This window comes from Paenibacillus sp. FSL R5-0928, from assembly GCF_037970385.1.
Lineage (GTDB): Bacteria > Bacillota > Bacilli > Paenibacillales > Paenibacillaceae > Paenibacillus_AQ > Paenibacillus_AQ odorifer.
The window spans coordinates 5,547,460-5,561,545 of the sequence record NZ_CP150225.1; the positions used below are offsets into that span (position 1 = coordinate 5,547,460).

At 42.4% G+C, this 14,086-nt stretch carries 18 protein-coding genes; 5 read left to right on the forward strand and 13 right to left on the reverse strand.

Features of this window, described 5'->3' with window-relative positions:
* Positions 1-84 precede the first annotated feature (84 nt).
* Entirely contained in the window at positions 85-537 is a 453-nt protein-coding gene (locus MKZ16_RS25055; protein ID WP_076105880.1) for a MarR family transcriptional regulator, read from the reverse strand.
* Positions 538-665: 128 nt separating this feature from the next.
* Between MKZ16_RS25055 and MKZ16_RS25060 the strand changes: the two genes are divergently transcribed.
* From MKZ16_RS25060 to MKZ16_RS25075, 4 genes are all read left to right on the forward strand, one after another.
* Positions 666-1,112, forward strand: a complete 447-nt coding sequence (locus MKZ16_RS25060; protein ID WP_038572966.1) for a GNAT family N-acetyltransferase — start codon at positions 666-668, stop codon at positions 1,110-1,112.
* Positions 1,109-1,753 carry a YitT family protein gene (locus tag MKZ16_RS25065; RefSeq protein WP_036677593.1) on the forward strand — a complete coding sequence of 215 codons (645 nt, stop codon included), beginning with the start codon at positions 1,109-1,111 and terminating at the stop codon, positions 1,751-1,753. Before MKZ16_RS25060 ends, MKZ16_RS25065 begins: the two co-directional genes overlap by 4 nt.
* A 42-nt stretch (positions 1,754-1,795) precedes the next feature.
* Positions 1,796-2,251 carry a GNAT family N-acetyltransferase gene (locus MKZ16_RS25070; protein WP_036677596.1) on the forward strand — a complete coding sequence of 152 codons (456 nt, stop codon included), beginning with the start codon at positions 1,796-1,798 and terminating at the stop codon, positions 2,249-2,251.
* Between the two features lie 594 nt (positions 2,252-2,845).
* Entirely contained in the window at positions 2,846-3,172 is a 327-nt protein-coding gene (locus MKZ16_RS25075; protein WP_076105878.1) for a hypothetical protein, read from the forward strand.
* A gap of 77 nt (positions 3,173-3,249) precedes the next feature.
* On the opposite strand, the gene MKZ16_RS25080 is transcribed toward MKZ16_RS25075, so the two are convergent.
* From MKZ16_RS25080 to MKZ16_RS25090, 3 genes are all read right to left on the reverse strand, one after another.
* The gene (locus tag MKZ16_RS25080; RefSeq protein ID WP_076105875.1) at positions 3,250-3,582 is read right to left on the reverse strand and encodes a YolD-like family protein; all 333 of its coding nucleotides are present in this window, start codon (positions 3,580-3,582) and stop codon (positions 3,250-3,252) included.
* An 11-nt stretch (positions 3,583-3,593) separates the two neighbouring features.
* Positions 3,594-3,902, reverse strand: a complete 309-nt coding sequence (locus MKZ16_RS25085; RefSeq protein WP_076105872.1) for a hypothetical protein — start codon at positions 3,900-3,902, stop codon at positions 3,594-3,596.
* An 83-nt stretch (positions 3,903-3,985) separates the two neighbouring features.
* Entirely contained in the window at positions 3,986-4,201 is a 216-nt protein-coding gene (locus MKZ16_RS25090; RefSeq protein ID WP_076105870.1) for a helix-turn-helix transcriptional regulator, read from the reverse strand.
* Between the two features lie 810 nt (positions 4,202-5,011).
* Between MKZ16_RS25090 and MKZ16_RS25095 the strand changes: the two genes are divergently transcribed.
* Positions 5,012-5,845 carry a hypothetical protein gene (locus MKZ16_RS25095; protein WP_076105868.1) on the forward strand — a complete coding sequence of 278 codons (834 nt, stop codon included), beginning with the start codon at positions 5,012-5,014 and terminating at the stop codon, positions 5,843-5,845.
* Here the strand turns inward: MKZ16_RS25095 and MKZ16_RS25100 are convergent.
* From MKZ16_RS25100 to MKZ16_RS25140, 9 genes are all read right to left on the reverse strand, one after another.
* Positions 5,813-5,977, reverse strand: coding sequence for a hypothetical protein (locus MKZ16_RS25100; protein WP_179090029.1), 165 nt, complete (start codon positions 5,975-5,977; stop codon positions 5,813-5,815). The genes MKZ16_RS25095 and MKZ16_RS25100 overlap by 33 nt on opposite strands.
* Before the next feature lie 101 nt (positions 5,978-6,078).
* Complete coding sequence (locus MKZ16_RS25105; RefSeq protein ID WP_076105865.1) at positions 6,079-6,813, reverse strand: N-acetylmuramoyl-L-alanine amidase; 735 nt, start codon at positions 6,811-6,813, stop codon at positions 6,079-6,081.
* Complete coding sequence (locus MKZ16_RS25110) at positions 6,810-7,079, reverse strand: phage holin family protein (RefSeq protein WP_339814846.1); 270 nt, start codon at positions 7,077-7,079, stop codon at positions 6,810-6,812. Before MKZ16_RS25110 ends, MKZ16_RS25105 begins: the two co-directional genes overlap by 4 nt.
* Entirely contained in the window at positions 7,079-7,375 is a 297-nt protein-coding gene (locus MKZ16_RS25115; RefSeq protein ID WP_076106565.1) for a hypothetical protein, read from the reverse strand. Before MKZ16_RS25115 ends, MKZ16_RS25110 begins: the two co-directional genes overlap by 1 nt.
* 85 nt (positions 7,376-7,460) lie before the next feature.
* The gene (locus tag MKZ16_RS25120) at positions 7,461-7,562 is read right to left on the reverse strand and encodes a CD1375 family protein (RefSeq protein WP_218640545.1); all 102 of its coding nucleotides are present in this window, start codon (positions 7,560-7,562) and stop codon (positions 7,461-7,463) included.
* The gene (locus tag MKZ16_RS25125) at positions 7,555-8,121 is read right to left on the reverse strand and encodes a hypothetical protein (protein ID WP_179090040.1); all 567 of its coding nucleotides are present in this window, start codon (positions 8,119-8,121) and stop codon (positions 7,555-7,557) included. Before MKZ16_RS25125 ends, MKZ16_RS25120 begins: the two co-directional genes overlap by 8 nt.
* Positions 8,122-8,189: 68 nt before the next feature.
* On the reverse strand, positions 8,190-12,404 hold the full coding sequence (locus tag MKZ16_RS25130; RefSeq protein WP_339814849.1) for a phage tail protein: 4,215 nt from the start codon (positions 12,402-12,404) through the stop codon (positions 8,190-8,192).
* Positions 12,405-12,962 (reverse strand): phage tail protein I, encoded by a 558-nt coding sequence (locus MKZ16_RS25135; protein WP_339814850.1) that lies wholly within the window; start codon positions 12,960-12,962, stop codon positions 12,405-12,407. It lies immediately after the preceding gene.
* Complete coding sequence (locus MKZ16_RS25140; protein ID WP_076106916.1) at positions 12,955-14,082, reverse strand: baseplate J/gp47 family protein; 1,128 nt, start codon at positions 14,080-14,082, stop codon at positions 12,955-12,957. Before MKZ16_RS25140 ends, MKZ16_RS25135 begins: the two co-directional genes overlap by 8 nt.
* Between the last annotated feature and the right edge of the window lie 4 nt (positions 14,083-14,086).

Below are 14,086 nucleotides of genomic sequence, written 5' to 3' on the forward strand. Positions count from 1 at the left end.
ATTAACATGCCCTGCCAGTATAATCACTAGCAAGGCATTTTTTCATGCGATCGCGTTGGGTTAGTTCAATAACAATTGCTGATTTTAGTACTCTCTTTTATTTCCCTTCTTTACGTATTCCCACTCAACCTCAACATTTTTCCTAACTCTTTGCAAGAGTTGAAACAATACTTCCGTTTCTTTTTCAGATAATCCTGCTAACGCAACCAAATCGGTATGGTCCCCTTCTCTCTTCAGAAAAGAATAGGCTTGTTTACCTTTTTCAGTTGTGAATAACCTTTTTATTTTTTTGTTCGTTTCATCGTCTTTCTTTTCAATAAAACCTTGGATTTCAAGTTTCTGAATCGCACGCGCTGCTGTTGTTCGGTCCACCTTTATCATTTCCGACAGCTTTTCTTGAATAATACCTGGATTCTCATATATCCGGACCAGATATAAATACTGCCCCTTTGTAAGCTCTAATTCCTTGAACTCTATATTACTTATGGAATCTAATGCCCTCGCTATCATTCCAACTTCACGAAGTATCTCCTTCATTCAATCACCTACCAGTTCCAATAATGTTGTATTTACAACAATATTGATTATATATATACTTATAATTGTCGTTAATTCATTATGACGTTTTTCCTAAAAAAAACAAATACAGAATGGAGTAAGCAAGAATGAATCTTAAAAGAATTACACTAATCGAGGAACTTGAAGCTGCATTTTCAATAAGAAAAAAAGTATTTGTTGAGGAACAAGGCGTACCCCTTAATGATGAATTTGATGAATTCGATACGCTGAATGGAGAATGTGAGCATGTTCTCGCCTATTATGATGGGCAACCAGTTGCCACAGGAAGGATCCGCTTTCTTGATGGATTAGGTAAGTTAGAGCGTATTTGCATCCTAGAACCTTATCGTAAATTTGGAATTGGGAAAAAAATTATTTCTGCATTAGAAGAGATCGTGGTTGAAAAGGGGCATCAAAAGGTTAAATTGCACGGGCAAACTCAGGCAGAGGGGTTCTATAAGAAACTTGGTTATCGGGCTTCATCTACTGAATTTATGGAGGATGGCATCCCTCATCTTTTAATGATTAAAGATCTTTCTGCTTCAATAGAATGAAGAAGTTTAGTGTAACTACGTTTTCCATTTTCACTTGCGGAATTTTCATCTTAACCCTAGGCGTTTCACTAACAATAATCTCCGATCTTGGAGCGTCACCTTTTGATGCACTTTTAGTCGGTCTATCCCAAAATGTCGGTCTTACAGTAGGCAGTTGGGAAGTGCTGATCGCATGCCTATTGATTGGATGTAATTCATGTTTATCCAAGCAAAGACCAGAATTATTAGGGTTGGTAACTGCATTTATAGCAGGCATTGGTATCGATATGTGGCTTTTTTTGTTAAACAATCTGATCGAGCCTAATCTGTGGATCAGTAAAATCGCCTTTTATGGTTTAGGCTTAATCGCAATTGGATTAGGTACATCCATTTATTTGTACGCAAATTTCGCACCGATTCCAGTGGACCGACTAACATTAGTACTGCAAACGATAACTAGGCTTAGTATACTATTTACTAGAACAATCATTTATCTGGTTTTCTTATTTGCCGCCATTATTTTCAATGGGCCTATTGGGATTGGCACTCTACTTACCATTTGTTTAGGCGGCTTAATTCTTAATTACTTTATGCCACTTATACAGAAAGCCTTGGACCGATTGCTACAACATACAACAGCGGACTCCGCTAAAGAAATATGATATATACAGCAAACCATAATCTTATCATTGGGAGTGAATAATATGGAGATTAGAATCGATAACTTAACCGGAACCGAAATCATAGCACTGATCAGTGAACATCTGCAGAGCATGTTTGAGCAATCCCCGCCAGAGAGTGTACATGCGTTGAATTTAGATAAATTAAAAACACCTGAAATCACCTTCTGGAGTGCCTGGGAGCAGGGCGAACTCTTAGGTTGCGGTGCTCTTAAAGACCTGGGTAGCCATCATGGTGAAATCAAATCTATGCGTACTTCTACCAAGCATCTTAGGAAGGGTATTGCATCTAAAATGCTTGCCCATATCATTAAGGAAGCTAAGCAACAAGGCTATCGGCGGCTGAGCTTAGAAACCGGATCCACTGAAGGGTTCGAAGCAGCTAGAAAATTATATGAACAATATGGATTTGAATACTGCAGTCCGTTTGCAGATTACATTGAAGACCCCTATAGTGTTTTTATGACAAAAGAATTATAAGCACTATGGAGGTCCTAACTTGACTACTAATCAATGGATACCGATTCTCGCAGCGTTCATCGGAGCCTCTTGCTGCTGGATCGCGCTCTTTAATAAGCGTAAGAACAAATAGAATCGCAGATAAAAAAAGACTCCCAAATGGGAGCCTAAACGTTGACACATTATTTTTTTGGAATATCTTTCATTCGAGGACTAAATATAGAACATATATTTAACAGTATCTACAAGGGATTAGAACAATCAGGTTAAACCCGCGCTATGCAAGGCTTTTCCCCATTTGTCACCGACTTTAATCTACAAGAAAAAAGCACAACTTATAAATCCTCCTGCGGGTAATTTGCGGGTAACGAAATACATCAAAAGAGTCGTCCAGGACATCCCTGTGGCGGCTCTATTTTTTCACTTTTATCTGCTTTAATCCTCTCATAAGCAGCTCTCGTTAACACTCTTGGACGTCGTAAAAAGAAGAACCCCATCGACCAGTTAGGGCTACTAGAATGCTTACATATCGGTGTATATAAATCCATAGATTACCATACCTATATCTGGTAAAATTAATTTTAGAATTATATCAGGTTTAGGAGATGAGTGAACATGGCCAAAGCTTTACGGTGGGTAGCGTACATAACTATAGGAATTGCTTTTATAGGGGGGATTCTCGCAGGTAATTTATTAGCTCCAGAACCGAAATTTTCATTTGAAGATAAGGGTTTCGCTTGGGGATATATGATTATGTTCTGGGTTTCTGGCGGAATATCTGGGATTTTCACATTGGGCTTTGCTTCTTTACTTGAACATATAGAGAACCTATCGAGCAAGGTTGATAATATTGAAGCAAGTATCACAAAAAAGATTGCGGATCCGCCTCGTACATCAGCTGAATTAATATCTGATTTGTCCAAAAATTCTAATTATATGTAGATATGATATCAAAATAAGCCCTACCGACCATATAGGTTAGTAGGGCTTTGTCATAATCCCAATCGCTTGGGAATTTACTATGTGCTCGCATTAACAACATCCTTTACTTTGATCCAATCCCAATCATCATCATGACGAAACTTAATCTGACCATGCTGACGGTCAACCCTCATAACTATGCCATGGATTGATTTGTCTTCAAATTCTCCAAACAATGTAAGTGTGATCGGACTACAATCCTCTAACGATTGAGCTAATGCCTGTGAAATCTCCACCAACGCCTGCGGATCTAAATCAGGTTTTTTACGAGTCTCTTCATTTAAGGCATCGTCCAGTATCCTTACCTTGTGCTCAGGCATAATCATTCGACTTCCCTCCCATAGTCCATTTGCTTCTAATTTCCCTGCCATCCTATAACCTCCTAGTATTTAGTCCAGTACTCAATGTTGCTTCCATCCACTCCCCACTGTATATCCTGAGGCGTTGAATGATGTCTTTTAAACCTAGAGTCAGACCGTTCCCAACCCTCGATTATAATCGCTGTCTCAGGCGGCATGTTTGGGTTCCATTCGATATATTTTTCCTGAACCAACTCCTGCATAGCAGCTTTAATTGGGACTGGCATACGTCCACTTAGACGTTCCATCTCAGGAAGACTCGGCATATGTGCGTGATGATTCGCTGAGTGAGTCATGATCATGAGCAGTTTCCGTGCTGTATCACTAAGCATTGTTCCCCCTCCAAAACAAGAACATTTGTTTGTATTATAACCAAACATACGTTCTTAAATCAATATAAAAAAAGGAGCCACGGTTATGATCCGGGCCCCTCTTCGTATTCTATTAATTGATCGATCTGATTCAATTTAAAAAATTTCATGAGTGTTTCCAAATGTTCAGGCGGCCAATGTTTAGCAGTGTTTTTCTCCATATCGCTCAGGGTGTTCCAGCGTATACCGGTTGCTTCGCTTAATTGACGTACACTCAGATCTTCTAGTTCTCTTAATTGTTTAATTTTCAATTTCAACATTCCTTTTCACCTCAACTAGAATATACACTATTCGCAAAAACAATTCAACGTTTTTCGTTGACATTCAACGATATTCGTTGTATAATTATAAGTGTAGAGGGGAGGTGAACAAGACACATGAAAGATTGGGTTACGCTCCTTACAGCAATCATACAACTCATTACCGCAACACTGCTGTTAAAGGACAAATGTAAAGGAACCAAAAAACGCCGCGGACCACGCAAACGTAAATAGGTTCCCGGAGAGTAAGGGTTGCACCCCTTGCTCTCCACCCAATCATAACATAAACGGTTTGAACGATACAATTAGCCGGCGGGCATACACAGGAGGAAAAAAGGAAATGGCAAGATTAGCAATAGTACTCTGGAGTTTTGGTGGAGCAAATGAAATATGAGTGACAGAGGATGAATTCATTGATCTTGAACAGTCACCATCAGTGTCGATGATTTTCTTTAAGTAATCCGGGGGCTACGGCTCCTCTAAAGGAGAAAGGTATATGCTGAACGTGATAACCTGGATAGTAATTGTGGCTGCATTGGTCCTCTCGATCGCAGCACTAATTAAATCCAGTGGACGCCGTTAACCCTTATAACAAAAAAAAGCCCTACCAACCATTTGTAGGTTAGTAGGGCTTTTGCCTATGCTATCGGGCTTCGCTTGCTGTTTCTGAAATGTGTATTCTATTTTATCATTATTAAGTATGTAGTGATGCGTTAACGCATCCTTCACCTCATTGCCAGCAAGTTAGTAGTATGCAATAATCTGTACGTATTCACAAATAAATTTTTATTTTTAAGAAGGAGGAAGACAATGGATGTAAAGTGGAATGAGTACAGTGAAAATTATAATTGGATACGTAATCTCCTTAGTATGCCTGATATATTAACAATATCTGAATACAATGAGTTCGTTAGCGAAATAGAGAAGTGCCCGTTGCTGATCGCTCAATGGGTGGGATTCGAGGAAATCAGGATTTTCCCAACAGAAAGACCACTGGGAATAGTACCTTTTATCCCTAACATGAATTATCCACCAATAATTAAAACATTTATCGTTCCATTCTCCGAACAAACAGACGTACGAAATTTCCCCTCGCTCAATGAATATGGATTGCGCACTCTTATTAGTTCAAACAATATACATTGTTTTATTACTAACATTCCAAATTCAAACGCATGGGGTAAGTGTGTTTATTTCCCTGATTTAAGAGATTTAGAAAGATTAATTTATAGTAACGAGAGAGTGCCGATCGAAGAAATAACTAGTGGACTTAAAATGGGGGACCAACTCGCTCAAGAACTTAGTGAAGCGAAAATGTGTAAGGACATAAATTTGCCAATTGCGACTATATCCACATTATCAATTGCTATGGAAACAGCATGCAAAATAGTATTAGAACATAGTGAAATTGAATACAGTCGGGCCAAAGACGGATTTAACGATCTTTTAAACAAACTCCTTAAACACAATTTACTTTCAGGAAAGTCACATGCATCAGCATTAGCATTAAAAGGATATCGAAATTCAATTACTCATGGACACCAAGGAATGGCCACTGAAAATAAAGCGAATGTATTTTATATGTGTGGTTACGAATTGATTGAAGAAATATTACAGAGTATCAAACATGAAGGAGACTCCTAATTTCTTTTCCCATCGTTTTATTAGATCCCAATCTTTTTCATCTTCAATATCATTTTCTTCCAAAAAAGAATAGTGTGAACGAAGCAGTAAAATTAACTCTTCGCGGTCTACTTCGATCATCTCACCAGACATTATATCACTCCTTCATAAAGTCATTATATGACCAGACATTCTTTTTTATCAAATCACCCCGCTCAAATAAGCGGGGTTCTACTTCAGTTGCATTTGAAAAATCAATTTGTAATATTGACTGTCTTACTTACTGCATCATAGATCACTGTAGCCCCTAGAGCCTCTGCTACTGCCCGAGCTGGTGTATAGGTAATACCGTTATCTATCACTCCGTCAGCTACATTTTTGCCATTTACATGTACTGACACTTTATTATCATTGTTCACTTGGTTCCATTCCTTCATCTTCAATCCCAAATATCGAGCAATCCCGATCACATGACCATCAATGATTGCTTGGATAACCACATCTTTTTTGAGTTTGGCAGCGTCAGTTGCAACATCCAAAAACAAATTCTCCGTCAATACTGCCGGCATCTTGCTTTCCCTTACCATGTGCAAGTTATCTGATTTCTGACCTCGATTAATCACGCCAACGGCAACCTTATTTAACGTGTCCATAATCGCAGTATGCAGAATGTTTTGCAGTGATGCTGATGCGGCTGAGGCTTTTGTATATCTAAAGGTTTCAAATCCACCAGAGCCGCCACCAGCGTTACAGTGGATGGACACTAAGAGATCAGCGCCTGCTTTGTTAGCTAGATTTGTGCGCTCTTTTAATTCCAGAAACACATCGGTGCTACGGGATAGCAACACCTGTACTCCATTATAATTTGTCTCGAGTCGCTTTTTAATCTCCAAAGCCACTGACAGTACGATGTCTTTCTCTTTTAAACCATTTGAAACTGCTCCTGGATCCTTACCACCATGTCCTGCGTCGACCCATACCTTCTTCATTCTTCGTCACCACTTTTCTTAGCTTGTTTAACCAGCTGATTGCCGTACACAGCTACAGCACCACATAGGATGCCTTGTATTAAGCTTGTAATGACAAACCCTAACATCAGTACAGCAAATACGATGGCCATCAGCGTAACGATGTATACAATACTCCAATCCGGCACTTTCGGCGTTTTTTTCAAAACATAGCCTATGATCCAACAAGCTACAACGACAGCCATTAATTCGGGATTAATAAACTCTATAACTGCATTCCATTCCATTACAAATCACCTCTTCTATTTTCTTCAAATCGGTCAAGCCGCTTGTGATACGATTTAGAAGCCTCTTCAATACGCGTTACACGCTCTGAAAGTAAATCAAATCTCTGCCCCTGGGCTCGCTGCTCTAAACGCATATCATCCACGCCCCGTTTGATATACTCAACGTCAGTACGAAGTGACGCACCATTACCAGCCTCTTGTGCAACATCCTTTTTAAATGCTTGGGTTTTCCCCGTCCAGCCCAAGACAACCCCACTTACTGCCGCAATCATTGCTACGATTGTTGTAGGCTCCACTCCCGTTTCCCCCTCAATATAAATAGCCCCCGGGAATCCCGAGGGCAAAATAAAAACGCCTACTATGTGGCGCTAGCAATTTAATCTATTCTTTTAGCTCGGCTGCGACATCCTCACGGATAATCTCCGGTACTTGCTCTAACTTCTTAAGTCCTTTACGGATCAAGCTTGCATATATTTTAGCCATTATCTATTTCACCTCCCACTACAGGTTCTGTAGGTGCTACGGGTTGTCCGGCAAGTACCAGCTCATAAAGCTCTGTGAGCGCCAATTGTGCGTCTGCCGCTTCTTGTTTCGCAGTCTGTAACTCTTCGTAATTTTCTGTAAGAGCAAGCTGCGCTTCTTGCAGTTGTGTTTCGGTTTGATCAAGTCTTTCCAAGGTCTCTACAAGTTTCTTATTGGTTTGTTCTAGCTCCTGAACCGTTTTAGCTTTTTCTCCCTCTACCATTTCGATTCGTTTAATTAACACATCTGCCGGCACTTCCCCAGGATAGGTAAACTCCAAATCCTCCGTATCAGGATTAACGCGGTAGCCATTACACTCCGCAAATTCTCGACGAAACTGACCGTATTTAATCTTTACTACACCAATGGTATCGCGGACCCGTTCAGCCAGTGCCTTATATGTTGCAAAGTCCTGATCCTCGGTTGTCTCCACTACCAACCTACCTACCTGTTCACCCGTATTTACTACCACGTTTCCTGTTGCTTTTTCAAAGTATATCTTCATTCCGATTTCCATCATAAAACCTCCTTTTTATCTTAAAGCTTAACAACTAATATTAATTGCAAAAGAGATATACCTTGGATTAATTACCCCCATGCTTCCCATTCAAAGTCCGCACCAAACAAATTGTACGGAAATACTGGCATTGTGAACCCGCTTGAATTAACCACGATGCCCGGATTTTGAGAAAGCAAAGCCCTTTTACATCTGGCGGTATCATAAGGAGACATCACAACTTCGCCTATCGAGGCGATGTAAGTCGTAACCGTTTTTTGTCCTTGTGAATTTGTATACACTGCGGTAATGATTCTGGGTGTAAACCACAACCCTGTAACATTCCCCATATCCTGAGCGTATGACGTTCCGTCTGTATACTGAATGTTTACAGCTCCCCCTGTTTTACTAGACCTTCCCGAAGCATATTGTCTGTAACCAATACTTTGTAATTGCCCTACTGTAACCTTTAACTCTCCAGCTCCGGCTCCTCCCTTTCTATACCCTTCACGCGGATAACCCGCTAAGTCTCCGTTAGGCCATCTTCCCACTCCTATCGCTACATCATCACCAGATGTGATAACAGGAATGGAACCCTGAACTCCAAAAATTGATCTCGTAGACAAAATGCTTGATGGTACAAAATTGGGATCAACGGATAACAGTGTCCCAAATCCACCGGAATTAAGTCCAGAAGCATAGTACCCCGTCTGAGGTTCCATGACAAGGCTCCCTAATCCATCCCCTTTAGCTGACAAGGCTGTGGTATAGGTTAGGCTGTCTCCGGCTCTAGTTCTGTCCGGCATTGTCCCGTTCACCAGTCCGTTTTCTGTGCCTATCGTTTTTCCCGCCAGAACTTCCGCTGCTGTAGCTGTTCCATATTCACCCCCTTCACCCTGTAAGATAAAAGCCGTTCCATCGTATACAACCGTATAGACACCACCAAGAGCCAAAGGCGGGTTATTGCCATTTGGCTTTTTGATAGATTTAGCGCCCAGACCATTTACATTGAGTGTAACCGGACCAGTTGTAGCTGCATGTGCTTTAATGGTTACCCGTAAACCCGCTGTTAAGGCTGCAACTGCTGGATTAAAAGTAGCAGCCAGAGTCGGAGTAGTACCAGAGGTAACAGCATAGGCAAGTGTACCTTGCGTAACCTGCGCAGCAGAATATCCACCTACTGAGTCAGCATTCCCCCCTACTAAAGGAGCATTCACGATGTTAGTAATCCCCGTCTCAGTCGTTACAACGCCCATTGCCCAGGCTCCACCTAATCCAGTTGCCCCGTTGTGAGAAGCTAATACTTCGGTCACTTCTATGTTAGGGTACTTCCAAACTGTTGTGGTAGTTCCAAGGAGGATGCAGCACTTTGAACCATCGTAAGCAAGTCGGACGGAAGAGAACGGCAAACTGCCACTGGTTACGGAAGCAGAATAGTTCATCCATCCCGTGTTGAAGTTATACCCACCAACTAAAATTTCCCATGCTCCACGACTGGAGTAATCATACCCGGTGATTTTGATGCTCATCATTGCGGCATTCCACCCGACAGGAAGCGTGATCTTCAAAGTACCTGTCTGCCCATCTATGCCAGCGTAATGAGTTGCCAGGTTGCTATACTTAACAGATTTGTCGCTGTACGTTCTTGATACAGCGCCAGTGAAGTTGCCACCAGCACTAGTGATAGTAGTCACCCAAGAACTCCAGCCAGATCCTCCATTTCTACTTCTTGAGTACACAGTACCCGGTATGATATCCACGATTTCCTGTTTGACATAGTTGGTTGTGGTGTCCCCTTTAGTCACGGATAGAAGCCCATACGTTACAGGAGGCGCGTTCGTTAATCCGGTAGGTTGATAGATGGAATACACACCGTTGTTTACAACCGTATTCAAATCTGTACTGTTCGCTATTAGGTTTCTAGTCATGAACAATGGAGCGTCATTATTCCCCGTCCACATTGGAACCCAGGGACTCCATGCCGCCGCAGCATCCTTAAACCTTACATGGGATCCGCCGCTGGATTGAAGAATTATCTGCCATGTCCAGGTATTCGCATTATTATGCGTTTCTGCACCACTGACAAAAACCAACACTTGCCCCCACATACTAGCTGCTGGCTTATTAAGCGTAACAGGGCTAATAGGGTATACGCCTGCGGTGAGCGCGAGGTCTAAATCTACTGCTGGTATCGTTGACGGACCACCGAGTGAGTTATATGTGTTAGTGCGTGGTACTTTAGCAAGAGTATCAAGACCAGCATAACCACCAGCTACATTCTTTCTTCCGCTGTGTTCTATCTCCATCCATTCTGACCATTGAGGGTTGGCGGCCGAGTAATAGTTACGTGTATAAATTCTAAACGCTGTGGAGTTGTACGATACTATGGATTGGTTAATCCCTGCATGTATGTTATTTCTGAGGTAAAAAGCCTGTCCGGCAATAGCTGTAGGCATATTCAAGACAGTTGCCGCATTTGCATTACTAGGGCAGAAGTAGTCACCTTCGTTTCTAAACGAGTTTAAATCTGTCTTAGCAGGTATGGTTTGCGATGTTCTGGCGATGTTTCCCGATAAACGGACATCAGGGACAAAAGCATTTGCGTCCAGTCCCGCATATCCGTTAGCTACGTTCTTTTTGTCTGCTCCCTCTATCTCTACCCAAGTACTCCATGTACTTTGTTTACATATACGTTCATACCGGACAGGCTTTTCTCCACCAGAGCCGCTCAATAACGTGGCTCGTTGTAAAACGTAGGTATCATTGTCATAATGCCGTTGCACTTCTACGTAATACCATACGTTCGCTACAGTCGGTGCATTAACAAGTGCGTACCCGTTATAAAAACCATTGCTGAGGATTGTGTTTAGGTCAGTCCCGAGAGTTAAACGAATGCTTCTACCATCATGCTCTGTTAGCTTATGTTTCTGGATTAGGTAGCCGGATTTTGTTGCAGTGTCGTCAGGGATAGTCTGTACAGACATAGGAAGAGTTGTAGCAACTCCGGTGTACGGGGCAGTAATCCCCCAACTCCTGTTATCCGTACCACTAACCTCCCGTATAACAACTACGTACGAATTTCCCCGATTCTTTCTACCCTCAATAGTTATCTTCCATCTGTTATTTGGTGAGTCCCAAGCGAACTCTCCGATAGAAATTTCTTGTACGATGGGACCGAAAGCATCCGTGTACATGGAGTCTGTTGAATTTATTACTCCGGAGGAATTAGCCATATCAGAAAACAATTTTGTGATCTTCCCTACTGCATTACTATTGTTCCAAACTCCTGTTACAGTGACTTCAATAAATCCACTAAGAATCCCTGTTCTGAAAATATCAATTTTTTGATTTTCTACCCCCTCTGGAAAAGAGAACTTAAACACTCTCTCTGAGAGGGCTGATCCTAGCTTTATACCATCTGCAAGAATGTGCTTATCAGTATCCAATGAGGCTACTCCACCAGCAGAACCCTTTTCTGTCTTAGGAATAGATGCATTCTTTGCGTTACTCTCTGCTGCGTTCCAAGCAGTACGCTCAGCGACGGTGATGTGCCTTGTAGTGTCGTCAACGTGTGTCTTAGTCGCAGCTAGTGTGATGTCTGGAGCATCAAACGGATTTGCTTTCCCTGTGATGGCTTTGAAGTACTTAGTAATCCATGAAAACCACTGAGTAATCGAGCCTACTAAGCCATAAGCAGTAGAAGTTGCAGGATCTGCTGTGCGTGTACCAAGAGCAGCATCATTGACAGATCCTCCCGCGTAACTAGCAGAGGTGAGTTTAGGACCATCACCTGCAGCTCCTGTGTGTTTATGTCCTCCGGATGCGTCAAACTTAGCGTTAAATTCAGATTCTCTTGTAAATACCAAAGAATCATCGATTGTAGCTGATACATTTGACGCTGTACCAATTACCACAATGCAGTCAATGGTCTTTTCTATTACATTACTACCGCCAACAGCAGGTATATATTCAGCATCGGTTCCCGCGTTAGTATAGCAATATAGGATTTCTCCCTCATCAGGATCTTGAGCAAACACACCAATTTCCCGGAAATAAAATCCTGTTGTTACGTCTTGATTTGATAGAACCGTACCAATGACAGCTTTGTTTGGTGGTTGCATTCTCAGTCGTGTTACAGGCAATGATTTTTTCTGATCAATAAGTCCATTAAGCAATAAAATAGACTGCCCACCGAGTTGACCACTCCCGACGGCAATCCTTGTGTAATTTAGCTTTGATCCGGCTTGGGCTTTTGACTGAAGCGTCCTGCCCTTGTTTGTTAGAGTAAAACTCCCAAATGCGCCCATTTATTCCCCTACTCTCATGATTTCGCCCATGTGCAAGGCTCCACCGAAATATAATTCTAAATCTTCTGTTTGTGATATCGTGACCCTATCTAGTCTTGCAGAGAGACGTTTCACCGACTCTACGGCTCTGATAAATTCCTCTGCCCTGTCGTTAGTAACATCAGGGTTGTTAGTGACCACCTGAAAGTGAAACGGAGAGCCACCGTACTCAGACCACTCTTCTACCTTTCCCTCCCCAAACAGAATTGTAATTAGATCCTCAACAGCTGAAGGTGTGGCTTTTCGTCGATGGAACGGAATAGCATTAGCTACTAACTGTCTTCGCTGCTCAATCGGTAATTCCGGATCATAGTAATCAACATGATACTGCCAAGCTAGTTCGTCCGTTTCTGCACTCGTCCACTCAGATGATCGTCCGTAAATATCCAGTCTACGAATTTCCTCAGTAACCGCCTGTAATTCTGAATCAAGTGCCGTAGCTGCAGCGACAATCGCCGGATCACTCGCAATACTTGGCGGGAGAATATCCAGTAGGCTAGCCGCTTGGATGTTAATCATCTACGAGCCCCCCATAGGTCAGTGTAGTAGCCCCCTCTTGCGCCACTTGAGTCGGCTGTATAGCTGAATAAGCTGGCGCTGTCACTGTCACCCTTAACGCACCCGCTGCCATTACACGTGCGGTTAGCTCACTCGGGTTAATGTGTCTTCCCAATTTTGATTTTTGCCAAAGCTGATACGTAGTCACAGCAGCCGTAACAGCTGCCTGTATATTTGTTGACTCTGCCGCTCTACTTCTGCTGATGTAATAAGTCAGCACGGTATTGTAAGGTACTGCTGTTGGCGCTGCTACCGTCACCTTATCTGTCAGCGGTCGCACTCCTCTGTCTTCGAGCGTCTCCGATACAGCGTCAAGTACATCCTGCCCTGGTATAACTCCACCAGACAACAGCGGTACAATCCGAACGGTTCCATCAGATGGAGAGTAAGCATATACATCCAGGATTGCTGCAGATGTGGACTTTGCCCAGAACTCATAAGCCCCCCGAGGCCCGGCAGTACTGTACGATTCTGGAGCTGTCCTTATTCGTTCCCGAAATGCCTCATCAGTCTCAGCTGCCGCCCCACCACTAGTTATCGTGGTATTGGTCACAGACTGGACAAATGGTAATGGATCCATCAGAACATTGATTTGACCGGGAAGATACCCGTTACCAACTACCCCAGCAGTCGAACACTCGCCTGTAACTACTCCCGTTGTTGCTCCTGCTGGAATCTCTAAATATTCAGTAGTAGTGAAAAAAATTGAACCATCTCCACCTTGTGCTCCAACACGTGTTCCTGATGTGATAGGCTTTGCAGATGCCAAGGGAATCGAAAGTGAAAATTCCAGTGTCGTAATAGCTGCAGATGCCTCCAATCGTTCAGAACCTTGAAATGCTCCCATATGATCTAGCACAACATTAGAAGCATTTCTAAGAAGATTACCCTTAGCCGTCTGGTTAATAAGTACTCGCTGCTGCACAATAATAGCTGCTAGAGAAGACAAAAAAAGCCTTACCGGATCGGCAGGCTGAAGAGTACTGTCAATTAAACCTTCGTACATAGTGATAATGTTTTGTTGTATGTCCGCCGCATCTTCAGCAACAAACTGTATCTCTGGTAGATCTACGTATTGCACCAAA